General features: G+C 75.2%; 22 protein-coding genes and 4 tRNA genes. 13 read left to right on the top strand and 13 right to left on the bottom strand.

Features of this window, described 5'->3' with window-relative positions; all coding sequences use genetic code 11:
• Positions 1-231 precede the first annotated feature (231 nt).
• The 4 genes from ACFXOZ_RS31350 to ACFXOZ_RS31335 are packed head-to-tail and all read left to right on the top strand — an operon-like array spanning position 232 to position 3,985.
• Positions 232-1,380 carry an acyl-CoA dehydrogenase family protein gene (locus tag ACFXOZ_RS31350; protein ID WP_380593476.1) on the top strand — a complete coding sequence of 383 codons (1,149 nt, stop codon included), beginning with the start codon at positions 232-234 and terminating at the stop codon, positions 1,378-1,380.
• Between the two features lie 60 nt (positions 1,381-1,440).
• Positions 1,441-2,613, top strand: coding sequence for a DUF6081 family protein (locus tag ACFXOZ_RS31345; RefSeq protein ID WP_375895186.1), 1,173 nt, complete (start codon positions 1,441-1,443; stop codon positions 2,611-2,613).
• Positions 2,610-3,065 carry a lipocalin-like domain-containing protein gene (locus ACFXOZ_RS31340; protein ID WP_380593475.1) on the top strand — a complete coding sequence of 152 codons (456 nt, stop codon included), beginning with the start codon at positions 2,610-2,612 and terminating at the stop codon, positions 3,063-3,065. The genes ACFXOZ_RS31345 and ACFXOZ_RS31340 overlap by 4 nt, the downstream gene beginning before the upstream one ends.
• Entirely contained in the window at positions 3,062-3,985 is a 924-nt protein-coding gene (locus tag ACFXOZ_RS31335; RefSeq protein ID WP_380593474.1) for an alpha/beta hydrolase, read from the top strand. Before ACFXOZ_RS31340 ends, ACFXOZ_RS31335 begins: the two co-directional genes overlap by 4 nt.
• 113 nt (positions 3,986-4,098) lie before the next feature.
• Here the strand turns inward: ACFXOZ_RS31335 and ACFXOZ_RS31330 are convergent, their stop codons facing one another.
• The 4 genes from ACFXOZ_RS31330 to ACFXOZ_RS31315 form a co-directional block, all read right to left on the bottom strand.
• Positions 4,099-4,677, bottom strand: coding sequence for a flavodoxin family protein (locus tag ACFXOZ_RS31330; RefSeq protein WP_375895178.1), 579 nt, complete (start codon positions 4,675-4,677; stop codon positions 4,099-4,101).
• 343 nt (positions 4,678-5,020) lie between these two features.
• Positions 5,021-5,788: a BTAD domain-containing putative transcriptional regulator gene (locus tag ACFXOZ_RS31325; protein ID WP_375895176.1), complete on the bottom strand. Its 768-nt coding sequence runs from the start codon at positions 5,786-5,788 to the stop codon at positions 5,021-5,023.
• Between the two features lie 1,008 nt (positions 5,789-6,796).
• Positions 6,797-6,869, bottom strand: a tRNA-Lys gene (locus ACFXOZ_RS31320).
• Positions 6,870-6,917: 48 nt separating this feature from the next.
• On the bottom strand, positions 6,918-7,670 hold the full coding sequence (locus ACFXOZ_RS31315; protein WP_380528783.1) for a DNA polymerase beta superfamily protein: 753 nt from the start codon (positions 7,668-7,670) through the stop codon (positions 6,918-6,920).
• 112 nt (positions 7,671-7,782) lie between these two features.
• Here ACFXOZ_RS31315 and ACFXOZ_RS31310 point away from each other — a divergent pair, with 112 nt between their 5' ends.
• The 3 genes from ACFXOZ_RS31310 (at position 7,783) to ACFXOZ_RS31300 (ending at position 10,555) form a co-directional block, all read left to right on the top strand.
• Positions 7,783-9,000 (top strand): DNA glycosylase AlkZ-like family protein, encoded by a 1,218-nt coding sequence (locus ACFXOZ_RS31310; RefSeq protein WP_375895171.1) that lies wholly within the window; start codon positions 7,783-7,785, stop codon positions 8,998-9,000.
• 10 nt (positions 9,001-9,010) lie between these two features.
• Entirely contained in the window at positions 9,011-9,772 is a 762-nt protein-coding gene (locus tag ACFXOZ_RS31305; RefSeq protein WP_380528781.1) for an SDR family oxidoreductase, read from the top strand.
• Between the two features lie 87 nt (positions 9,773-9,859).
• Positions 9,860-10,555, top strand: coding sequence for a tyrosine-protein phosphatase (locus ACFXOZ_RS31300; protein ID WP_380593473.1), 696 nt, complete (start codon positions 9,860-9,862; stop codon positions 10,553-10,555).
• Positions 10,556-10,588: 33 nt separating this feature from the next.
• Here the strand turns inward: ACFXOZ_RS31300 and ACFXOZ_RS31295 are convergent, their stop codons facing one another.
• Positions 10,589-11,053 carry an RICIN domain-containing protein gene (locus tag ACFXOZ_RS31295; protein WP_375895163.1) on the bottom strand — a complete coding sequence of 155 codons (465 nt, stop codon included), beginning with the start codon at positions 11,051-11,053 and terminating at the stop codon, positions 10,589-10,591.
• A 58-nt stretch (positions 11,054-11,111) separates the two neighbouring features.
• On the opposite strand from ACFXOZ_RS31295, the gene ACFXOZ_RS31290 reads away from it, so the two are divergent.
• A complete protein-coding gene (locus ACFXOZ_RS31290) occupies positions 11,112-12,206 on the top strand; it encodes a hypothetical protein (RefSeq protein ID WP_380593472.1) in 1,095 nt (364 codons plus the stop codon).
• 121 nt (positions 12,207-12,327) lie between these two features.
• On the top strand, positions 12,328-12,663 hold the full coding sequence (locus ACFXOZ_RS31285) for a hypothetical protein (RefSeq protein ID WP_380593471.1): 336 nt from the start codon (positions 12,328-12,330) through the stop codon (positions 12,661-12,663).
• Between the two features lie 36 nt (positions 12,664-12,699).
• On the opposite strand, the gene ACFXOZ_RS31280 is transcribed toward ACFXOZ_RS31285, so the two are convergent.
• The 6 genes from ACFXOZ_RS31280 to crcB (ACFXOZ_RS31255) all read right to left on the bottom strand — a co-directional run bounded on the left by ACFXOZ_RS31280 (position 12,700) and on the right by crcB (ACFXOZ_RS31255) (position 18,001).
• Positions 12,700-13,533 (bottom strand): TIGR02452 family protein, encoded by an 834-nt coding sequence (locus ACFXOZ_RS31280; RefSeq protein WP_380399862.1) that lies wholly within the window; start codon positions 13,531-13,533, stop codon positions 12,700-12,702.
• A gap of 221 nt (positions 13,534-13,754) precedes the next feature.
• The gene (locus ACFXOZ_RS31275; protein WP_380593470.1) at positions 13,755-15,779 is read right to left on the bottom strand and encodes a DEAD/DEAH box helicase; all 2,025 of its coding nucleotides are present in this window, start codon (positions 15,777-15,779) and stop codon (positions 13,755-13,757) included.
• Between the two features lie 195 nt (positions 15,780-15,974).
• A complete protein-coding gene (locus ACFXOZ_RS31270) occupies positions 15,975-16,625 on the bottom strand; it encodes a hypothetical protein (RefSeq protein ID WP_375895153.1) in 651 nt (216 codons plus the stop codon).
• Between the two features lie 145 nt (positions 16,626-16,770).
• Positions 16,771-17,145, bottom strand: coding sequence for a fluoride efflux transporter CrcB (crcB, locus tag ACFXOZ_RS31265; protein ID WP_380409504.1), 375 nt, complete (start codon positions 17,143-17,145; stop codon positions 16,771-16,773).
• Positions 17,142-17,531 (bottom strand): DUF190 domain-containing protein, encoded by a 390-nt coding sequence (locus ACFXOZ_RS31260; RefSeq protein WP_375895148.1) that lies wholly within the window; start codon positions 17,529-17,531, stop codon positions 17,142-17,144. Before ACFXOZ_RS31260 ends, crcB (ACFXOZ_RS31265) begins: the two co-directional genes overlap by 4 nt.
• A complete protein-coding gene (gene crcB, locus ACFXOZ_RS31255; RefSeq protein ID WP_380593469.1) occupies positions 17,528-18,001 on the bottom strand; it encodes a fluoride efflux transporter CrcB in 474 nt (157 codons plus the stop codon). The genes ACFXOZ_RS31260 and crcB (ACFXOZ_RS31255) overlap by 4 nt, the downstream gene beginning before the upstream one ends.
• Positions 18,002-18,071: 70 nt before the next feature.
• Here crcB (ACFXOZ_RS31255) and ACFXOZ_RS31250 point away from each other — a divergent pair, with 70 nt between their 5' ends.
• The 4 genes from ACFXOZ_RS31250 (at position 18,072) to ACFXOZ_RS31235 (ending at position 18,843) form a co-directional block, all read left to right on the top strand.
• Entirely contained in the window at positions 18,072-18,413 is a 342-nt protein-coding gene (locus ACFXOZ_RS31250) for a metallopeptidase family protein (RefSeq protein WP_375895143.1), read from the top strand.
• 127 nt (positions 18,414-18,540) lie between these two features.
• A tRNA-Glu gene (locus ACFXOZ_RS31245) sits at positions 18,541-18,613 on the top strand.
• Positions 18,614-18,668: 55 nt separating this feature from the next.
• Positions 18,669-18,742: transfer RNA gene (locus ACFXOZ_RS31240), tRNA-Asp, on the top strand.
• A 27-nt stretch (positions 18,743-18,769) separates the two neighbouring features.
• Positions 18,770-18,843: transfer RNA gene (locus ACFXOZ_RS31235), tRNA-Phe, on the top strand.
• Positions 18,844-18,922: 79 nt separating this feature from the next.
• On the opposite strand, the gene ACFXOZ_RS31230 is transcribed toward ACFXOZ_RS31235, so the two are convergent.
• The gene (locus ACFXOZ_RS31230) at positions 18,923-19,969 is read right to left on the bottom strand and encodes an alpha/beta hydrolase family protein (protein WP_380593468.1); all 1,047 of its coding nucleotides are present in this window, start codon (positions 19,967-19,969) and stop codon (positions 18,923-18,925) included.
• Between the two features lie 23 nt (positions 19,970-19,992).
• Positions 19,993-20,913: a zinc-binding dehydrogenase gene (locus ACFXOZ_RS31225; RefSeq protein ID WP_380593467.1), complete on the bottom strand. Its 921-nt coding sequence runs from the start codon at positions 20,911-20,913 to the stop codon at positions 19,993-19,995.
• Positions 20,914-21,180 lie beyond the last annotated feature (267 nt).

Genomic DNA, 21,180 nt, shown 5'->3' with positions numbered 1-21,180 from the left:
GAACCCGATTCGTCACGCGCGCCGCCCGGGCCGTCCGGCCGACGGCGGGCTGGGCACGACGTACAGCCTCCGGGCGCTGCCTCGATTGCCGCTCGAACCCCGATCGAGGGGATCCGGGCGGCGGCCGGACGCTCCAGCCGGGCTCAAGCGGTCCTCGAACCCGGGCGGAGAGCGTTCCGGGAGCCGCCCGCCCGACCGGCTGCGGCCGGTCCCGACCCTGGAGCAACCACCATGGACCTGACGTCCGAACTCGTGTCGGCCGCCCGCGAGACGGGCGCACTGGCGGCGCAGCGCGCCGACCGGGCCGAGGCCGCCCGCCGACTCGACCCCGAGGTGGCCGGAGCGCTGGTCGCGGCGGGCTTCGCCCGGCACTTCGTGCCCAAGGCCTGCGGCGGCGACGAGGGCACCTTCCTCGACCTGAACCGCGCGGTGAGCGCGGTGGGCGAGGGCTGCACGGCGACGGCCTGGTGCGCGTCGCTCTCCGCCCACGTGTCGCGGATGGCCGCGCACCTGCCCGCCGCCGGCTGCCGGGAGGTCTGGGCGGACGGCCCGGACGCCCTGCTGGTCGCCTCCCTGACGCCGCTCGGCACGGCCCGCCGGGTGCCCGGCGGCTACCGGCTGGACGGCACCTGGCCGTTCGTCAGCGCGATCGACTACGCCGACTGGGCGCTGCTGGCCGCCATGGTGCCGGCCGAGGACGGCGGGCAGCCGCAGGCCCGGGTCCTCGCGGTGCCGCGCGACGCGTGGCGGACCGAGGACACCTGGCAGAGCGTCGGCATGGCCGCGACCGGCAGCAACAGCGTGACGGTCGAGGACGTCCTCGTCCCGGACGCCCGGTCGATGAGCCGCGAGGACCTCTTCACCGGCCGCGCCGCGGACTCGGACGCGCCCTGCCACGCGGTGCCGATGCAGGCCACCACGATGATGTTCGCCACCCCGGCCCTGGGCGCCGCCAAGGGCGCGCTGGCCGCGTGGACCGGCTCCGTGACGCCCAAGATCAGGGCGGCGGCGGCCGGGCCGCGGCAGGCGCACGCCGGGATGCCCGCCTTCAACCGGGCCTCCTACGACGTCACGCTGACCCGCAGCGCCACCGAGATCGACGCGGCCGAGCTGCTGCTCGAACGCGCCGCCCGCACCGCGGACGCGGCCGGCGCGCTGAGCCCGCTGCTGACCATGCGGAACTGGCGGGACTGCGCGATGGCGACCGAGTCGATGGTGGGCGTCGTCAACCGGCTGTTCCGCACCATCGGCACCACCGGCCAGTCCGTGCGCAGCCCACTGCAGCGCTTCTGGCGGGACGTCAACTCCCTGGCCGGCCACCAGGGCCTCCAGGTGGAGTCCGCGTCGGTCGCCTTCTCCCGGCAGGTCATCGCGCTCTGACTCCCCGGCCTCTCACCGGCCGGCCCTTCACCGGCCCGACCCCTCACAGGAGGACACCCCATGACCGTCAGCCGGCGGCAGGTCCTGCGCTCCACGACCGTCCTGACCACCACCGCCCTCGCGGGCACCGCCCTGGCCGCCACCGGCCTGGTCGGCACCGCCGCGGCCGACCCGGTCGGCGGAGCGTCCGATCCGGCCGGCGGCACGGCGGAGCCCGACGCCGCCGGGTCGGCCGCGCGCCGCCGGGTGCTCTGGCGGGACGACTTCGCGAACGGCTTCTCGACCGACGGGCCCGGCGCCCGCTGGGCGTTCCTGCCGTTCGGCCCCACGATCGGCCGCGACGGCGTCGCCACCACCGACCGCCGGGGCCTGACGGTCGTCTCCGGCGCCACCAACCCGGGGACGGGCGAGCCCGCCTTCGCCATGACCGTCGGCCCGAACGACCCGAGCGGCTTCCCCGGGAGCATGGACCACGTCAAGTGGCTGGCCTACCCGAACCACCAGGCCGCCTCCGGCGTGCTGGGCTTCGACGCCGAGCCGGACACCGAACTCTCCGGCGAGGCCGTCCTGTCGGCCTCCTCCTACGGCATGGCCGGCCACCCCTTCGGCGCCGCCGTCCTCGACCCGGCCGACGACCTCCGGCTGGCCGCGCCGGCGATGCCCGTCCAGGACCTGGAGACGGGCGTCGCCTTCGACTTCTTCCTCACCGACCGCGGGATCTACGCCGGGTACGAGCGGCTGCCGCACAACCGCCCGCAGCTCGGCGACTACGCCGCCTTCCTCTACGCGGTGCCGGTCGCCCGCCGCTGCCCGTCCGAGAGCCACCTGCTGCGGATCTCCTACGACCGCTCCCGCGGCCTGGCGACCTGGTACCTGGACGGCCGGGAGGTGTTCCGGGTGGACCGGATCGGCTACCGGCTGCCGGCCGGCCGCCGGCACATGCTGCTGGACCACGGCGGCACCGAACAGCTCGTGGCGCCGCGCCAACTCGCCTTCGGACTGGGGATGTTCAACATCCTGGACGCCGCGAGGGCGGGCCGCCCGGGCTCGGGCCTGGTCCGGCTGACCCCCGAGGCGGACCACTACCTCGACCCGGCCGTCGACACCCCCGCCCCGCAGCGCTTCGTGGACGACGCCGCCCTGCCGGGCAGCCGGCTGTGGGGCCAGGGCACCGCCCTGCGGGTCGGCGGCTTCACCGTCTCCGGCCGCCGCTCCCCGGGCGGTGCCGCGTGAGCCCGACCACCGGCCCGACCGGCCCCACCACCGGCCCGACCACCGCCGAGCTGCTGGTCGGCGGGTGGCAGCTGGACTCCTACCTCACCGAGGACGACGGCGGGTTCCGCGAGGGCCCGCTCGGCCCCGCACCGCGCGGCCTGCTGATCTACTCGGCCGACGGCCGGGTGTCGGTGAGCATGATGCGCACCGACGGCCCGCCGGCCGGCCCCGGCCGTTTCATGGGGTACGCGGGCAGCTGGCACCTCGTCGAGGACGACGGTGCCCCCGGCACCCGGGTGGTCCACGACGTCGCGGTCAGCTCCCACCCGTACATGGTGGGCAGCCGGCAGCTGCGCGACCTCACCCTCACCGGTGACGTGCTCACCCTCGCCGGCTCGGCCGGAGCGGCCGGCGGCCCGTCCGAGCGCCGGGTGCTCACCTGGTCCCGTACGACCGGGGGCACCGCGTGAGCTACGCCTTCGACCCCGAACTCGCCCCGCTCGTCCCGCGCCTGCGGCCGCCCGACTACCGCCGCCCCGGGGCCGCGCGGACCACCATGCGCGCGATCATGGCCGCCCAGACCGCCTACCGGCCCGAGCGCCCCGTCGAGGTGGCCGACCGCCGCGTCCCGGTGCCCGGCGGCCCCGAGCTGACCGTCCGGACCTACCGGCCGCTCGACCGGCCCGGCCCGCTGCCCGCCCTGCTCTTCCCGCACTGGGGCGGCTTCGTCACCGGGGACCTCGACACCCCCGAGATCGCCGCCACCCGGATCGCCGACCGGGTCGGCGCGCTGGTGGTCTCCCCCGACTACCGGCTCTCCCCCGAACACCCGTACCCGGCCGCCCTGGACGACTGCTACGCGGCGCTGGAGTGGCTGGCCGCCGAGGCGCCCGCGCTCGGTGTCGACCCCGACCGGATCGGCACCGCCGGGTACAGCGCGGGCGGCGCGCTGGCCACCGCCGCCGCCCTGCTCGCCCGCGACCGCGGGGGCCCGGCCCTGCGCTTCCTCTACCTGCTGTTCCCCCAGCTCGACGACCGGCTGGAGACGGTGTCCGCCCGGGCCTTCACCGACACCCCGATGCTGGACCGGCCCAACCTGGAGCTCAGCTGGCGGCACTACCTGGGCGGCGCCCCCGCCTCCGGCTACGCCGCACCGGCCCGCGCCGAGGAACTGGCCGGCCTGCCGCCCGCCTTCGTCGGCGTGTGCGAGTACGACCCGCTGCGGGACGAGGGCCTCGACTTCGCGCTCCGGCTGATCCGGGCCGGGGTGACGACCCAACTCGTCCACTACCCCGGAACGTTCCACGCCTCGATCGGCATCGACTCGGCCGTCTCCCGGCGCATGGTCGACGAGCAGCTCGCCGTCCTCCGGCGGGGGCTCCTCGACTGACCGCCGCGCGGGACGTTCCGGACGGGCCAGTGGCCCCGGGCAGTCGCGACTGCCCGGGGCCACCACCGCGTCCGGCCGGCTCAGGGGGTCCGGCCGACGCGCCTGCGACCGGATCAGCCGGCGGTACGTGCCCGGCGCAGGAGCGCGGCGTGCTCGGCGACGCGCTGCCCGAGGTGGGCACCGGTCAGCAGGTCGGACTTCGGCAGCTCCTCCGGCCCCGCGTCACCCGGGCAGCGCGCCATCACACCGAGCCAGCCGCCGATCCGGTTCAGCTCGTCGTCGCCGTTGCCGGGCAGCAGGTCGAGGTTGACCCAGTGCATGCCGTGCTGGGCCGCGAGCAGCGTGAAGTACTGGAGGGTGTGCAGCTTGTCGCCGCTCAGCGCACCGGAGGTGGTGAAGCCGGCGGCGATCTTGTCCTTCCAGGTCTGGGCGTACCAGCGACCGCTGCTCTCCTGCGCGAAGGCGTGGAACTTCCCGCTGGCGGAGCCCATGTAGGTCGGCGAGCCGAAGATGATCGCGTCGGCCGCGTCCAGCTTCTGCCACGCCTCGTCGCCGAGTTCCTCCAGCGAAATCAATTCCGCCGTCACGCCCGACACACCCGCCGCACCCTCCCGGACCGCCTCGGCCAGCCGCTGGGTGTGCCCGTAACCACTGTGGTACGCAATCGCAACGGAAATCGAGCCGTCAGTCATATCCGCTCCTCCACCATTCACACCTCGGCCCGCCCTTTTCGGCGGCGCCCGGAATAGCCTCGCAGTCCGATGGAGGAGTGGGTACTAGCCTTTGGTCCGGTCCGACCTACCCGAAAGGATTGACGCATTTCCGCCGCAGCCGGCCGTTCGGGGCGAACGGCCGGAACCCGGGCCGGCCGTTCGGCCGTCCCGGGCTCCCGTTTCTCCGACGTCGGCTTCGCGGCCCCGTGCGGGCCCGGCCCGCGGATCGGCCGCTACCCGACGCCGATCCGCCCTGCCGTGTCCTGCCCCGCCGTGTCCCGCCCCGCCGTGTCCCGCCCTGCCGCCGCTGCGCCGCGGTCGGCTAGCCCGCGCGGCGCATCGGCACCGCGCCCACGCCGGGCGCGTCCCGCAGCGGCTCGTTGCGCAGCACCGCGAGGTGCAGCCGCTGGAGCCGCGGTGACGGCTCGACGCCGAGTTCGGCGTCCAGCGTCCGGCGCAGCCGCTGGTAGGCCTCCAGGGCCCGCCAGGCCCCGCCCGAGCGGTAGAGCGCGGTCATGAACTGGGCGCAGAAGCCCTCGTCCATGGGGTGCTGCGCGGTGAGCATCCGGAGCTCGCCGATCAGCTCGGAGTGCCGTCCGAGCTGGAGGTCCGCCTCGATCCGCAGCGCCTGGACCTGGAGGAACGCCTCCTCCAGCCGCAGCGTCTCCATTTCGAGCGAGCGCCCGACCGTCACGTCCGCGAAGGCCGGTCCGCGCCACAGCACGAGCGCCGAGGCCAGTTCGGCCGACGCCGTCCGCGGATCGCTCCGCTCCATTGCGTCGCGGCCCCGGGCCGCCAGCCGGTCGAACTCCCTGAGGTCGCTGCTCTCGACCGGACAGGTGAGCTGGTAGCTGCCGAAGCGGGTGGCCAGCACGTCCTTGGCACTCCCGGCCGCCCGCTCCTCGCCCTCCCCGAGCGCCTGGGCGATCCTGCGGCGCAGCTGGAGGATGTACGTCTGCAGCGTCGTGGCGGCGCTGCGCGGGATGGACTCGTCCCAGATCTCGGCCATGAGCGTCGGGACCTGGACGGCACGATCGGCCCGCAGGGCGAGCAGCGTCAACAGCTGACGCGGCTTCCCCGCACTGGGCAAGATTGATTCACCATTCAACCGAATTACCGTCGGCCCGAGAAAAGCGATTTCCAGCATGTCCCCCCCGTGAGCTGCCAGGTGTCGATTACGCGGCGACTGAACGGCTCGTTGCCCTAAGTCGGTTCAATCACCGCCGCAAGAGGATGCCGAGTCCGCCGACCCCGGCCGTCGGTCATTTTCGATGATGACCACTGATTGGCATATTAACCGACGCGACGCCAATTCCTAGACCCTCACTCCGGCGCGTCCTTCCCCCGCACCAGCATGCCACTCGAAGCACACATCCCTGCTATATCGCCCGATTCACCGCAATCGAGAAAAAATAGAGGGACGGGTTCCGGATATCGCCACGACTACCCACCGCAATTCCACCCGGCCCGTCGCTCGCCCCGTCGATTCCGCCCCGTCGGCATCAGCCGTGCTGAGGACCCCTCCGCACCTCCGGGGCGGGCGCCCCGACCCCCGGATTCCCCACCCCTCCCCGGTCACCGTACGTACACCACCCCGCGGATCCGGCCGAACTCCCCCCTCCGATTCGCGCGCTCCGGCGTGACCAACGTCACAAGATCCGGGGGCTCGACAACCGGCCGTCCACGCTCTCTGCGCCGACCCGCCCGAACGTCCGTTCCGGCTGCTCGGGCGCCCCCTCCGCACTCCTTCGCGCCCCTCCCGGACGGGTGCGGACGGTATTCGCCGACCGCCGGCGAGGGTCGCCGAACTTCCCATTCACATCAGCTGATTGGCCTCGCGTCACGGAACACCGCACACCGGTTCGGGTCGCGCCGCGAGGGTGTTTTCCCGGCATGTTCACATCCGAATGCGCGACCTTTGAACTGATGTCGCGTCAACGTCCGTTTTTCATCGGCCCGCAGTCGCGGCCGCGGCACGGTCGCAACACCGCCGCAGCGCGGTCGCACCGCTGGCTGCACACGGTCAGGAATTGCGGCGATCGCGCCGGGGGAATGAAGAAGACCCAGGTCGGATGGCATCCTCCCCGGGTCCGAACGGTGGGCCACCAGGGGCTCGAACCCTGAACCTACGGATTAAAAGTCCGCAGCTCTGCCAATTGAGCTAGTGGCCCGCGGCCCCGCGCCCCGGGGAGTCCCGGGTGGAGAGGGCCACGGTGATCCTACCCGGTGGGCCCCAGGGCTCCGCCAGTGGATTGGGTGGGCGCGCCGGGTGCCGGGGGCGCGTCCCGGGGCGGCGCGTAGTGGGCGGCGCGGACGCGGCGCAGCCAGGCCTCGGCGGGGCGGGGGTCGGGGGCCCCGGGCAGGACGCCGGGGCCGGCGAGCCGGTCCGCGGCCTCGGCGAGCAGCTGTTCGGCGGTGGCGGGGCGGTCGGCGATGCGTTCGCCGAGCTCGCGGACGCGCTCGGGGTCGGGCAGCCGGATCAGGTTCCGGCCGGTGCGGTGCAGCCGGACGGCCTGCTCGACCAGCCGGACGAGGTGCCGGGCGTGCTTGGCGGCCCGCCGACGGGTGGCCGGGTCGGTGGTGTCACGGGTCAGCAGCTTGCGGAACTGCTGGTCCGCGTACCCGAGATAGGCCCGGCGGACGGCGGGGGCACTGAGGAAGGACGACCGGATCCCGACCAGCTCCCGGCCGAGCGGGGTGGCGCTCTCGTACAGGTCCTCGGGCAGCCAGACGAGTTCGGAGGCGGTCGGGTTGCAGGACAGCGCCAGGCGGCACCACTTGGCGGCCTCGTGCAGGGTGACGTCCGGCCCGGTGGTGACGTGCGACTCGGCCGGGCGGTGCAGGCCGTGCAACTCCTCGGTGGGGACGGCGAACAGCCCCAGCCGGTCGACGTCGGAGCCGGCGTGGGCGAAGCCGTAGGCGGTGGAGCCGACGATGCCGGAGAGCAGCACGGTGCCGGGTGTGTCGGTCATGCGTCCTCCTCTCGATCACCGGTTCTGCCGGGTACCGCATCCTCTCCGGAACGGGCCGCGCCGGGCGAGCGATTTCCGGTCCGGGGCCCGCCCGGCCGCCGATACTGGCCCCATGGAGCACGATCCCCGCCCGGAAGCCGTCGGCGTCGAGAAGCTGCGGGCCTGGTGGTCGCACCGGCAGTGGCTGGACCGCCCGCACCCCGGGGCGTCCGCCGCCGAGGTGCTGGCCGCGACCGGCTGGGCCCGCTCGGTCGGCGGCGCGGCCCCGTACCTGGGCCTGTTCGCCCGGGCCGGGCTGGGCCGGGCGGCCGTGGACGCGGCGGTGGCCGACCTGGCGGTGCACGAGCTGCCGTCCGCCCGCGGCTGTACGTACCTGCTGCCGGCCGCCGACTTCACGCTCGGGCTGGCGGTCGGCGCGGCCGCCCCGGAGGGCGAACTGGCGGCCGCGGCGAAGCACCTGGGGGTCGGCCGGGACGAGGTGGAGCAGCTCTGCCTCGCCATCGAGCGGGCGCTCTCCGACGGCGGGCCGCTGGACCCGACCACGATCCGGGAGGCGGTCGGCGACGCCGTCCGGCCGCTCGGCGAGGCGGGCCGCAAACGCGGCCTGGCCACCACCCTGCCGCTCGCCCTCGGACTGCTGCAGTCGCGCGGCCGGATCCGCCGGGTGCCCGTCAACGGCCGCCTGGACCAACAGCGTTACGGCTACGTCGGCTGGGACCAGCCGGTCGCGGGGGACGCCGTGGACCTCGCCCGCCGCTACTTCTCCTGGGCCGGGCCGGCCACCCTCGGGCACTTCCGCTGGTTCTCCGGCTTCTCCGCGGCCACCGCCCGCCGGGCCGTCGCCGAGGCCGGCCCGGTGCCGCTCGCCCCCGGCTCCGAACTGCTGCTGCCGCCCGAACTCGCCGAGGAGTTCGCCGGGTTCGAGCGGCCGGCCGAGCCGCACTACACCCTGCTGGCCGGCATCGACGGCATCCACCTGCTGCACCGCGACCTGTCCCGGCTGCTCGACCCCGCCGACGCCGCCCGCCCGCTGCCCGCCGGCCGGGCCGGGCGCACCTTCGGCGGCGAGGCCGACCCGCAGACCCACCTGGTGCTGGACCGCGGCCGGATCGTCGGCCTGTGGGAGTACGACACCGAGCGGGCCGAGATCGTCCACCAGTCCTTCGTCCCGCCGGACGACGCGCTGCGCGCCGCGGTGGCCCGCACCGAGGCGTACGTCCGGGACGAGTTGGGCGACGCCCGCGGGTTCGGCCTCGACTCGCCGAGGAGCCGCGCCCCCAAGGTCGCCGCGCTGCGGGCGGCCGCCGCGCGGGGGTGGCCGGCCGGGTAGCGTACGGCCCATGTCGACCACCAGCACCGACGGAGTCCTGCTCGTCACCGGCGCCGGCCGCGGCATCGGCGCCGCCACCGCCCTGCTGGCCGCCCGCCGCGGCTACCGGGTGTGCGTCAACTACCGGGCGGACGAGGCCTCGGCCGCCGCCGTGGTGGACGCCGTCCGGGCCGACGGCGGCACCGCGATCGCCGTCCGGGCGGACGTCGGCCGCAGCGCCGAGGTGGAGCGGCTGTTCGCCACCGTGGACGCCGAACTCGGCCCGCTCACCGCGCTGGTGAACAACGCGGGCACACTGGAGCGGCAGTGCCGGCTGGAGGACATCGACGAGGAGCGGCTGAACCGGATCTGGACGGCGAACATCACCGGCCCGTTCCTGTGCGCGGCCCAGGCCGTCCGCCGGATGTCCACCCGGCACGGCGGGCGCGGCGGCGCGATCGTCAACGTCGGCTCGGCCGCCTCCCGGATCGGCTCGCCGAACGAGTACGTCGACTACGCGGCGGCCAAGGGCGCGGTGGACTCGATGACCCGCGGCCTGGCGCTGGAGGTCGCGGCCGAGGGCATCCGGGTCAACTGCGTGCGCCCGGGCCTGATCCACACCGGCATCCACGCGCTCGGCGGCGAACCGGGCCGGGTCGACCGGGTCGCCCCGGGCCTGCCGATGCGGCGCGGCGGGGAGCCGGAGGAGGTCGCCGAGGCGATCCTGTTCCTGCTCTCCCCGGCCGCCTCGTACACCACGGGGGCGTTCCTGGAGGTCTCCGGCGGGCGCTGACGGCCCCGGCCCGGGGGCGGGGATTCGGCGAACGGTCCTCTCCGGTTTCCTTCCCCCCGCTCCGTCCGCGCCCGTACCGTGGGGGCCATGACCGCTGCCTTCATCGACATCCCCGGTGTGCGCAACTTCCGTGACGCGGGCGGGATCGGCGCGCTGCGCCGGGGCGTCCTCTACCGCTCCGGCTCCCTCCACACGCTCACCGAGGAGGGCGCCCGGAAGCTCAAGGAGCTCGGCCTGCGGACGGTGATCGACCTGCGCAGCCCGTTCGAGCTGGAGGTCTGGCCGGACCAGCGGCACGGCCTCGACCACGAGTCCCTCAACCTGCCGACGCTGCCCGCCGACCGCGGCGACCTCGCCCGGCCGTGGCCCGAGGACCAGGCCGCGCTCTACACCTTCATGCCCGGGACCGCCGGCCCCTCGCTCGCCGCCGTGATCCGCCGGCTGGCCGCCCCGGAGGCCGTCCCGGTGATCGTGCACTGCGCCGTCGGCAAGGACCGCACCGGCCTCACCGTCGCCGTCCTGCAGTCCCTGCTGGGCGCCTCGGACGCCGACATCACCGCCGACTTCCTGCGCTCCAACGCCGGCCTGGGCCTGGAGGACGGCCCCACCCCGTACGTCGACGAGACCGGCACCGAGCGGGTCTCCCGCCCGGTCGACGCCGCCCTCCTCGCCTCCTCCCTCGCCTGGATCCGCACCCACCACGGCACCGTCCCGGCCTACCTCGCCGCCCACGGCACCACCGAGGCCGAGCTCGCCGCCCTCCGGGCCAACCTCTCGGCCTGAGGGCAGCCCAGGCTCAGGACCCCCGGCCCGGGGTCAGTCCTGGCGTTCGAACCGCCACCACTGGGTCGGGGCGTCGGCGTCCTCCCACTGCTGGACGCCGGCCTCCGTGGCGGTCAGCGGCTTGCCGCTGACGAAGCTGGTGACGGTGTAGGTGCCCGGTGCGTCCACATGGGCCTCCAGCAGCCACTCCTGGGCGCCGAAGGCGTTGGCCGACCACTGCTGGATCGGGACGCCGTCGTCCGGGGAGGCACCGGTGACGTCCAGGCGCTTGCCGCTGCCGGCGTTCTCGATGTGGAAGAGCGCGCCGCCCGGGTGGACGGCGGTGAGCAGCCAGAGCTGGGCGTCGGTGCCGTCGGCCGGGCCGAGGCGGATCCGGGCGCCGCTGCGCCGGGAGGCCTCGGCGACCTCCAGCAGCAGGCCGCTGCCGACGTTGCGGATCCGGTAGCGGCCGTCGGTGACCGCCCGGTCGGCCGTGCTGTCAGGGGCGCTGTCCGTCATGGCCGCAGTCTCGCACCCGCGGCTGACAGCCCGGCGTGATCCGCTTATGCTGCGGCGGATGTCCACCCGGAGCGTTCCGCCGACCCGTCAGCAGCCCACCCTCCTGGCGGCGGTGGCCGGACTGGAGGCGGTGGTCGCGGCCGGCGACGACGAGGGCTTCGGCCCGGCCCTGGGCCTGGTCGGCGCGCTGTTCGGCCCGGCCGACCCGGCCGAGCGGCGGGCGGCCGGCCCCCGGCTGGCCGCCCTGCTGCCGGACGCGCCGCCGTTCCCCCGGGCGCACCTGGCGATGGTGGTGGGCGCCTGCGTGGAGTCCGGTGCCGATCCGGTGGCCTGCGCGGGCCCGGTGCTGGCCGGTCTGCGCGGGGCGCTGACCGGTGCCCAGCGGCTGGTCGAGCACTGGGCGCGGTCCGGCGGCGGGCCGCTGCCGGACCAGGAGGCCGACGATCCGGCCGAGGCCCACGCCCGGATCGAGGACCCGGAGCACCTCGACCCCTGGCACGCCCACCTGGCCGTGGTCGCCTGGTGGACGCTGCACCTGTGGCAGCAGGCCGCCTGGGCGGTGTACGCGCACCCGTCCGTCCGGACCGAGGCCCGCGCCTCGGGCGTCACCGAGGTGCTGCTGGAGCTGTTCGACCGGTACGGCGGCGAGCGCCACGACGTCAGGGGCCTCACCCACCTGGCGCTGGTGCTCGACGACGAACCGCTGCTGGTCCTCGACCGCCCCACCGGCACCGGCTACCTGCTGCGGATGAGCGGCCTGAGCGACACCTTCCAGCTGCACACCCTGCTCGCCGACGTGCTGATCGGCGGCGGCCACCTGCCCGGCGTCCCGCAGGACCCCGAGGTGGTGGCGCTGGCCCGGACGGCGGTCCTGGACGGCCGCCGGCCCACCGCCACCGGCGCCTTCAACCTGGTCGCCCCGGACGGCTCCTGGCTCTGGAACGAGGGCACGCCCAGCGACGTCCCGCTGCTGGACGGCGTACGCACCCTGGTGCTGGAGCCGCTGCCGTACGAGCGCAGCTGGTCGGCCGGGCGCTTCCTCCAGGAGGTCCCGGGCGACCTCCGGCTGGAGCGGGTGCTCGACCCGGCGGAGGCGGCACGACGGCTGGCCCGCACGGTGCTGGGGGCCTCCCCGGCCGCGGCCTTCGGCTGAGCCGCCCGGCCCCCGGGCCCCCGGCGGGCCGCTCCGTTCACCGGGTTAGGGTCGGAAACCGACGCACGTCCCCGACGCACGTCCCCTACGAGCCCTACGAGCCCCACGAGTGGAGTCGACGATGGCGAAGGTCCCGAACGCGCTCGCATCCGCCGCGCCCGCCGCACTGACCGCGGCGGGCGGCCTGGTCGGCGGTTACGGCGTGGCCCGCTGGAGCGGCCGGCGCGAGCTGGGCGGCGTGGTGCTGGCGGCGGCCGGCGCCGGCGCGGCCGCGCAGTGGCGCCGCAGCTCGGGCACGGCGACCGCGGCGGCGCTCACCGGCCTGTACGTGGCGGCCTTCGGCGGTTCGCACCCGCTGGCGAAGCGGATCGGCGCCTGGCCGTCCGTGTTCGCCGTCACCGGGGTGGTCGCGGCGGCCTCGACGGCGGCGACGCTGCTCTCCGCGCGCAAGCGCTGAGCCGCACCGCGCGCGGGCGCTGAGCCGCGGGCCGGTTCAGGACGGGACGACCGCCGGGCCGAACCGCGCCTCGAAGGCCGCCCGGTTGGCCGAGACCGGCGAACGGTCCCAGACCGCGAACACCACCCGCTCGAACGCGCCCCCGTACCGGGCCAGCGCGCCCTCGAAGGCCTCGGCGACCTGGGCCGGGTCGTTGCGGAACACCCCGCAGCCCCAGGCGCCGAGCACCAGGGCGCGGACCTCGTGCCGGGCCGCCGCCGCGAGCACCCGGACGGCCCGCTCGGCGAGCACGCCCCGCACGTCCGCACCGGCCGAACGCCGTTCCAGCTGACCGGCGTTGGGGGCGGGCGAGGTCAGGAAGGTGACCGGGTAGGGCCGGGCCAGCAGACCGCCGCCGCCGTCCCGGACCACCGGCACGCCGGGCGAGACGACGACCCGGTGGCTGTACCGCAGGTCCGTCGAGGCCCGGTGCGCCTCGTAGTAGTCCGGCGCCTCCAGCAGGCAGCTGTACAGCAGCGCGCTGCGGCACAGGTCCTCCTCCTGGGCGCGGGCGCCGCGCAGGTACCCGCCGCCGGGGTTGCGCGCGGAGGCGAAGTTCAGCACCCCGACCGGCCCGGCCCCGGCCGCGACCAGCCGCCGGGCCGCCTCGACGCTGCCCTCGGCCGTGACCTCGACCGGCCCGCCCGCGGGGCCCCGCTCCCCGGCCGCCAGCAGTGCCGCCAGCCCCTCCGGGGAGTACGACACCGTGCCGGCCCGGGCCGCCGCCAACTGCTCCCCCACCTGCACGAGTTCGCCCCCGGCCGTCCGGTAGCTCCCCCGTGCGGCGATCTCCTCGTTCACCCGTGCCACTTCGTGCAGTCTGCTGCTCATGTCCGTGACGCTACGGGACTACCCCCAGCGCGCGCCACAGGTTATTCTCACTTCCAGAACAACACCTCGGGGGGCGAGCAGTAGCGAGGTGTGGGGGGTATCGGGGGATACCGGGGGAACACGAAGGGCCCGCTCCGGGGGACGGAGCGGGCCCTTCGTGTGTGGTTCAGTCAGCCGGCCGGCGGTCGATCACCGACCGGGCCGCAGGACCTCGTCCGAGGTCAGTTCTTCCAGCGCGGCTTGCGGTCGTCGCGGTTGAAGCCGCCGCCGTTGAAGCCGCCCGAGCGCTCGCGGTCGCCGAAGCCACCGGAACGGCCACCACGGTCGTCACGGTTGAAGCCACCGCGGTCGGCCTGCGGACGGCCACCGGCGCGGTGGTCGTCACGGCGCGCGAACGGACGGCTGTTGCTGCCGCCGCGCTCGTCGCGGTCCCGGCCGAAGGACGGGCGGTCGCCGAAGGAGCGGGCCGGACGGTCGCCGAAGCCACCGGAGCGGCCGCCGCGGTCGTCACGGTCACGGTTGAAGCCACCGGAACGCTCGCGGTCACCGAAGCCACCGGAACGGCCACCACGGTCGTCACGGTCACGGCTGAAGGCCGGACGCTCGCTGCGCGCCTCGCGGTACGCCGGGGTGCGCTCCTCGGCCTGCGGCGCGGCGGCGGCCGGAGCCTCGGCGGCGGCCGGAGCGGCCTCCTCGCCGGCCTCGGCCGGGGCCTCGTCCACGATGCCCAGGTCGGCCCGCTCGCGCGCCGCACGGGCGGACAGGCGGTCGGCCTCCTCGCGCAGCTCGGTGGCGCGACGCTGCGCGCGCTCCAGCTGGCGGGTCATGTCGGCGAGCTCGCGCTCGGCGGCACCGGCGATGTTGGCGGCGCTCTCGGCCTGGACCTCGGTCAGCGAACGGGCGCCGGTGATCTTGGCGACCTCGGCGTCGAAGGCGTGGTCCAGGATGTGGCGGCTGGCGTCGACGCCCGCGTCCTCCATCAGGCGGAAGACGCCGCGGCGCTGGTGCGGCAGCACCAGGGTGACGACGGCGCCGGAGCGGCCGGCGCGCGCGGTGCGGCCCGAGCGGTGCAGGTAGTCCTTGTGGTCGCCGGCCGGGTCCACGTTGAGGACCAGGTCGATGCCGTCGACGTGGATGCCGCGGGCGGCGACGTCGGTGGCGACGACGACGTTGACGTAGCCGTCCTTGAAGTCGCCGAGGACGCGGGTGCGGGCGCCCTGGGTCATGCCGCCGTGCAGCGCGTCGGCCTTGACGCCGGCCTCGATCAGCTGCTCGGCGACGCGGTCGGCGCCCATCTGGGTGCGGACGAAGATGATGGTGCGGCCCTTGCGGGCGGCGATCGCGTTGGTGATCGGCGCCTTGTCCTTGGGCTTCACCACGAGGATGTGGTGGGTCATGGTGGTGACGGCGCCGGCCGACGGGTCGACCTCGTGGGTGACCGGGTTCTTCAGGTAGCGCTTCACCAGGGTGTCGATCTCGTTCTCCAGGGTGGCGGAGAACAGCAGGCGCTGGCCGCCGGCCGGCACCTGGTCGAGGATCTCGGTGACCTCGGGCAGGAAGCCCATGTCGGCCATCTGGTCGGCCTCGTCGAGCACGACGGTCTGGACGTCGGCCAGCTTGGCCGAGCCGCGGTTCAGCAGGTCGCGCAGGCGGCCCGGGGTGGCGACCAGGATGTCGACGCCGCGCTCCAGCGCGTAGATCTGGTTCGACATCGAGGTGCCGCCGCAGACGACCTTGAGCTTGAGGCCGAGCACCGAGCCGAAGGGCTCCAGGGCGTCGGCGACCTGCATGGCCAGCTCGCGGGTCGGGACCAGGATCAGGCCGCGCGGGTGCTTGGCGCGGGTGCGCTCGCCGTCGGCGAGGCGGGTCAGCAGCGGCAGGCCGAAGCTGAGGGTCTTGCCGGAGCCGGTACGGCCGCGGCCCAGCACGTCCTTGCCGGCCAGGGCGTCCGGGATGGTCGCGGCCTGGATCGGGAACGGGGTGGTGACGCCGCGCTTGGCGAGGGCACGGACGACGTCGTCGTGCAGGCCCAGGTCGCCGAAGGTGATGGTCGGCTCGGCGGGCTCGGTGTCCTCGGCCGCGTCCTCGACGGTCTCGGCGGCGTCGGTGACCTCGGCGGCGAGCTCCGCGGCCTCGGCGGTCAGATCGGTGGTGTCGGTGGTGTCGGTGACATCGGTGGTGTCGGTGACATCGGCGGCAGCCTCATTCGCGGGCATGGCGAAGCGGGCGTCGTCAACGAGAGACATGCAAAACCTTCCGGAAGTGGCACGCGCCAAAGTCCGGGGTTCTGTTTCACAACCGCCTCTATGCGGTCAGCCACGGATCGCCGGAACGCGCCAAGGGCGCCAGATGGGAATAGGGCGCCAATCAAATGAATCAAACGAACGATCTACCACCATAGAGGAACCTCGGGATCGGAGGCAAATGCCCTGGCCAGGCCGCTAATGCGCACCCGCACCGGGGCTCGGGGCCGAAGATCCGGAGCTGCCGGTCGAGGGCTGCGGGCCCGGCGGGACGGTCGCGGCCGGCGTGGTGTGCTCCGGCTCCGGGGTGCCGGACGGGTGGCTGCTCGGGGTCGCCGACGGGGTGCCGGCCGAACCGCCGCCGGAGCGGCCCTCCCCGGTGCCGGCGGTCCCGCCGGTGCCCGCCGAGCCGCCGGTCGAGGCACCGCCCGGGTGGGGCGCGGGGCTGGTGTTCGCGCCGCCCGACGCACCGCTGCCGCCCGGCGCGCCCTCGGGAGCGCCCGCCCCCGGGACCGGGACCACCCCGGCCACCACACCGTTCGCGCCGGGCGCGAGCTCACCCGGCGTGGCGCTCGTCACCCCGGCCGGCGCGTTCTCGGCCTGCAAGCCCCCCTGGCGCTCCGAGCGCCCCGACGCACCCCCCGGGTGCCCGCCGCCGGCCGGGGCCGAGGGGCCGCCCGTCGCCCCCGGCCGACCCGCCGGACCGGCCTGGCCGACCGGCGCCACGCCGTGCTTCTCCTCCGCCGCCGGACCGACCGACATGCACCCGGTCAGCCCCAGCCCGGCCACCGCCAGCACCGCCGCCGCCCGTACCACCGCGCCCGAACGCGCCGCCCGCACCGAAGCCACCGAGCTCCCTCTCCATCGCCCCACCCGGGCCGCCCACTGCCGCGCGGCCGCTTTCGGTGCCCAACGCGCGCCGGGCGCGCCGGGACACGGGTGGGTGGCGCGGTTCTCGGCGGCCGCCCCCTCGGGAGCCCGTCCGGGGGCCCGCTCAGCCCCAGAGCGCCGAGGCCAGCTCCGCCCCCGCGTACACCGCGCCCAGCCCCGCCGCCAGGCTCCCCGCCACGTTCGCCACCGCGTACCGCCCCGCACCGGACTCGGCCAGCCGCAGCGTCTCGTACGAGAAGGTCGAGTAGGTGGTCAGCGCCCCGCAGAAGCCGGTGCCGACCAGCAGTTGGACGTGCGAGGAGGCCGCGCCGGCCGCCACCGCCCCGGTCAGCAGGCCGAGCACCAGGCAGCCGAACACGTTCACCGTGAAGGTGCCCCACGGGAACACCGAGTCGTGCCGGGACTGCACCGCCCGGTCGGTCAGGTACCGCAGCGGGGCGCCGACCACCGCGCCCGCCACCACCAGCAGCCAGTTCACTCCGCCGACTCCCCCGCGCCCGCCCCCGGGCCCGCCTCCGCCGCGCCCGCGGCCCGCCCCGCGTACCGGACCACCTCGCAGCGGTCCAGCACCACCAGCCCCTCCGCGACCAGTTCCTCCAGCTGCGGCAGGAACGCCCGCACCCGGTCCTCCTCGTCCACGATCACCACCGCCACCGGCAGGTCCCCGCTCAGCGACAGCAGCCGCGCCGTGTGCACCAGCGAGGAGGCCCCGAAGCCCTCGATCCCCCGGAACACGCTCGCCCCGGCCAGCCCGGCCGCCCGCGCCCGGTGCACGATCTCGCTGTACAGCGGCCGGTGGTGCCAGGTGTCGCTCTCCCCGACCAGCGCGGTCAGCCGCAGCGCCGGCCCGCCCAGCCGGCTCACCGGGCACCGCCGCGGTGGATCACGCGCCGGGTCAGCACCGCGGCCGCCCACACCGCACCGAGCGCGCCCGCCAGGGTCAGCCCCAGGTACGCCAGCCCCGGCCCGGGCCGCCCGGCCTCCAGCAGCCGGCGGACGTCCACCGCGTACGTCGAGAAGGTGGTGAACCCGCCCAGCACCCCGGTGCCGAAGAACGGCCGCAGCAGCGGGTGCGCCGGACGCCCCTCGGTGACCACCACCAGGAACACCCCGATCACCGCGCAGCCCACCACGTTGACCAGCAGCGTCGTCCACGGGAAGGCCGACGGCCCGGTCTCCCAGCCCAGCCCGGCCGCGTACCGCGCCAGCGCCCCGATCGCCCCGCCCACCGCGACCACCGCCACGGCCGGCCCCTGCCCGCGCAGCACCGACGGGCGCTGGGGCGTCGGCGTCGCCGTCGCGGTGTCGTCCAACGCGTCCTCCGAGGTCGTCACAGGCCCATCAAACACCGCTGCCCGCCGCCTGGCACACCGTCACCCCAGACCCGACAATGATCCGGTGGAGATGACCCGGGAAGAGTTCGAGACGCTGGTCAGTGACGCCCTCGACCAGATCCCCCCGAAGCTCGCGGCGATGATGGACAACGTCGCGGTCTTCGTCGAGGACGAACCCGACCCGGGCGACCCGGAGCTCCTCGGCCTCTACGAGGGCACCCCGCTCACCGAGCGCGGCGAGTGGTACGCCGGCGTCCTGCCCGACCGCATCCTGATCTACCGCGGCCCCACCCTGCGTCACTGCGGGACCCGCGAGCAGGTGGTCGAGGAGGTCCGCACCACCGTCATCCACGAGGTCGCCCACCACTTCGGCTTCGACGACCACGAACTGGACGAACTCGGCTGGTCCTGACCCACCGCCGGAGGCCCCTCCGGCGGCCCCACCCCCACCCGGCCCAAACCCGTTTTGGCGATCCGCCCCGCATCCCATATGCTTCTCGACGTCCCCGGAACGCTGGAAACAGCCGAACGGACCACAAGCCCTCATCGTCTAGTGGCCCAGGACGCCGCCCTTTCAAGGCGGTAGCACGGGTTCGAATCCCGTTGGGGGCACGCAGTACCGTAGTAAAGTGCAGTGCCGCAAGACCTTGGTGGTTCGCCACCACAAGGTCCCGTGGAGCAGTTGGTTAGCTCGCCACCCTGTCAAGGTGGAGGTCGCGGGTTCAAGTCCCGTCGGGATCGCTCGTCTCGCAAGAGACGGTGCAGTACGGCCAGGTAGCTCAGTTGGTACGAGCGTCCGCCTGAAAAGCGGAAGGTCGCCGGTTCGACCCCGGCCCTGGCCACAGCCAGTGGAGGCCCCGGAGAGTTCACTCTCCGGGGCCTCTCGCGTTTCCCGAACTCGCCCGCCCGGTCGGCGGGTTGTCAGGCCAGCTGGGTGGCGAGCCAGTCGGCGGTGGCCGGGAGCCAGTCGGGCAGGGCGGTGCCGAGCAGGTGGTTGCCGTGCGGGACGAGCAGCAGTTCGGCGTTCGGGGCGTGCTCGGCGAGGACGGTGGCGTTGGTGACGCCCGGGATGCGGTCCTCGCCGCCCTCGACCACCAGCAGCGGGAGGGTGATCGTCGGGGCGAGCGCGGTCAGGTCCAGCCGGTCGGCGAAGGCGCGGGCCGCCTCCGGGCTCCCGCAGCGCTGGACCAGCGTGTCGGTGACGAACGGGGGCAGCTCCGCCCAGTCCAGCCGGTACGGTCCGCTGACCGTCGCGGCCGCGCGCAGCCGGGGCTCGTGGGCGGCGGCCCGCGCCGCGTAGTAGCCGCCCAGGCTGAGGCCGATCACCGCCGTACGGTCGAGGTCCAGGCCGTCGTGGTCCGCCAGCGCGTCCAGGGCCCGCCCCACCACCCGGTGGTAGTCCGGCTCCGGCGCACTGGTGGCCGCCAGCACGCCCTGCCCCGGCCCGTCCATCGCCAGCACGGCGACCCCCCGCTCCAGCAGGGCCCCGGCCAGCGTGTGGAACTCCTCCTTCGAGGAGTCCATACCCGGCACCACCAGCACCACCGGGGCCCCGCCCCGCACCGCCGCCGGCCGGCGCAGCCAGCCCGCGAAGCCCTCGCCCTCGACCCGCCGGGCGTCCGGCTCCAGCAGCGCCAACGACCGCCGCATCGCCTCGTCGGCCTCGTCGGCGAGCCGCGCGGCGGCGGCCCGGTCGGGGTGCGGCATCAGCCCGGCGGCGTGGAACCAGCGGGCGGCGCGGCGGTAGGCGGTGCCGGCGGTCACCGTCCGCCCCTCGGCCGCGGCCCGCTCGGCTTCGGCGGCGTACCGGCGGCCGGTGCCGCCGAACGCGTCCGGCCACTCCTCCAGCGAGGCCAGTCCGGCGGTCACCCGGTCGTACTCGTACAGGTCGAGACCGGCCCCGTGGGCGCGCGGGCGGGCGTCCGCCACGTACGCGGGCAGCAGACCGGGGGTGTCGAAGAAGGACACGATGGGTTGTCTCCGTTCAGGGTTCAGACGAGGGTCAGGACGGCCTTGCCGCGGATCCGGCGGTCGCGCAGGTCGGTGAGGGTGGCCGCGGTGTCGGCCCAGGGGGCGGTCCGGCCGATCTCCGGGGTCAGCCGGCCGGCCGCCGCCAGGCGCACCAGGGTGGCCAGGTCCGTGCCGTACGGGACGTCGGAGTCGGCGTAGTGGAAGTGCCGCAGGGTGGCCGACTCGGGGCCCTTGAAGAAGTCGAAGAAGTCCAGCGTCACCGGCGTCCGCGAGGCCTGCCCGAACCAGACCAGGGTGCCCCGCCGCGCCAACCGGGCCAGCGCCACCGGCAGGTTCGCACCCCCCGTCGACTCCAGCACCACGTCGTACGGCCCGCGCGCCTCCCCGAGGTCGTGCACCACCTCGGCCGCCCCCAGCTCGACCAGCCGACGACCGCGCTCCGGCGAGGCGGTGACCACGGTCAGCTCGGCCCCGGCCGCGGCGGCCAACTCGGTGAAGTAGTGCCCGACCCCACCGGAAGCCCCGGTCATCAGCACCCGCCGCCCGGCCACCGCCCCCACCGCCCGCAGCAACCGCAGCGCGGTCAGCCCCGCCAACGGCAGCGCCGCCGCCCGCACCGCGTCCAGACCGTCCGGCAACTCGGCCACCGACCCGACCGGCACGCACACGTACTCGGCCCACCCACCCGCCGGAGGATGGGCGACCACCCGCCGGCACACCGCGGGCCCCACCCCGTCGGCAGCAGCCTGCACCACCAGCCCCGCGACGTCCTTCCCCGGCCGCCACCCCGGCTGCGGCGCCTCCAGCTGGAAGGTCTCCCCCCGGTTCACCGAGAACGCCTCCACCTTCACCAGCACCTCCCCCGGCCCCGGCTGCGGCTGCGCCACCTCCGCGAACCGCACCAACTCCCCCACCTCACCCGTCGCCACCAGCGCCTTCATCCCCGCACTCCCATCAACTCGGCAGACCCCCACCCCACCCCGCCCACCCCCACCCGGTCCAACAACCCCCCACCCCCACCCACAACCCCCAGTTGTCCCCCCACCCGCACCACCCCGCCGACAGCAACCACCCCCCACCACCCACCCACCCACAGCACCCACCCCCACCTCCCCACCCGACCCAGGCGAGAGGGACGCGCTGCGGGAGGGGGCGGTGGAGGGGGTGGGTGCGGAGAGCGGCGTAACGGGTGATTTTCAGACCGCCCA

The sequence above is a fragment of the Kitasatospora sp. NPDC059160 genome (genome assembly GCF_042755465.1).
In the GTDB taxonomy this organism is placed as follows: domain Bacteria; phylum Actinomycetota; class Actinomycetes; order Streptomycetales; family Streptomycetaceae; genus Kitasatospora.
The sequence above is the reverse complement of the archived record's forward strand: the minus strand, read 5'-3'. Positions and strand labels throughout refer to the sequence as shown.

Coding starts and splice junctions, on each gene's coding strand:
- ACFXOZ_RS31250 (WP_375895143.1), top strand. CDS start 18,072: ATGACCCGGGAAGAGTTCGAGACGCTGGTCAGTGACGCCCTCGACCAG.
- ACFXOZ_RS31275 (WP_380593470.1), bottom strand. CDS start 15,779: ATGTCTCTCGTTGACGACGCCCGCTTCGCCATGCCCGCGAATGAGGCT.
- ACFXOZ_RS31300 (WP_380593473.1), top strand. CDS start 9,860: ATGACCGCTGCCTTCATCGACATCCCCGGTGTGCGCAACTTCCGTGAC.
- ACFXOZ_RS31285 (WP_380593471.1), top strand. CDS start 12,328: ATGGCGAAGGTCCCGAACGCGCTCGCATCCGCCGCGCCCGCCGCACTG.
- ACFXOZ_RS31305 (WP_380528781.1), top strand. CDS start 9,011: ATGTCGACCACCAGCACCGACGGAGTCCTGCTCGTCACCGGCGCCGGC.
- ACFXOZ_RS31280 (WP_380399862.1), bottom strand. CDS start 13,533: ATGAGCAGCAGACTGCACGAAGTGGCACGGGTGAACGAGGAGATCGCC.
- ACFXOZ_RS31290 (WP_380593472.1), top strand. CDS start 11,112: ATGTCCACCCGGAGCGTTCCGCCGACCCGTCAGCAGCCCACCCTCCTG.
- ACFXOZ_RS31330 (WP_375895178.1), bottom strand. CDS start 4,677: ATGACTGACGGCTCGATTTCCGTTGCGATTGCGTACCACAGTGGTTAC.
- ACFXOZ_RS31225 (WP_380593467.1), bottom strand. CDS start 20,913: ATGAAGGCGCTGGTGGCGACGGGTGAGGTGGGGGAGTTGGTGCGGTTC.
- ACFXOZ_RS31315 (WP_380528783.1), bottom strand. CDS start 7,670: ATGACCGACACACCCGGCACCGTGCTGCTCTCCGGCATCGTCGGCTCC.
- ACFXOZ_RS31310 (WP_375895171.1), top strand. CDS start 7,783: ATGGAGCACGATCCCCGCCCGGAAGCCGTCGGCGTCGAGAAGCTGCGG.
- ACFXOZ_RS31350 (WP_380593476.1), top strand. CDS start 232: ATGGACCTGACGTCCGAACTCGTGTCGGCCGCCCGCGAGACGGGCGCA.
- ACFXOZ_RS31295 (WP_375895163.1), bottom strand. CDS start 11,053: ATGACGGACAGCGCCCCTGACAGCACGGCCGACCGGGCGGTCACCGAC.
- ACFXOZ_RS31345 (WP_375895186.1), top strand. CDS start 1,441: ATGACCGTCAGCCGGCGGCAGGTCCTGCGCTCCACGACCGTCCTGACC.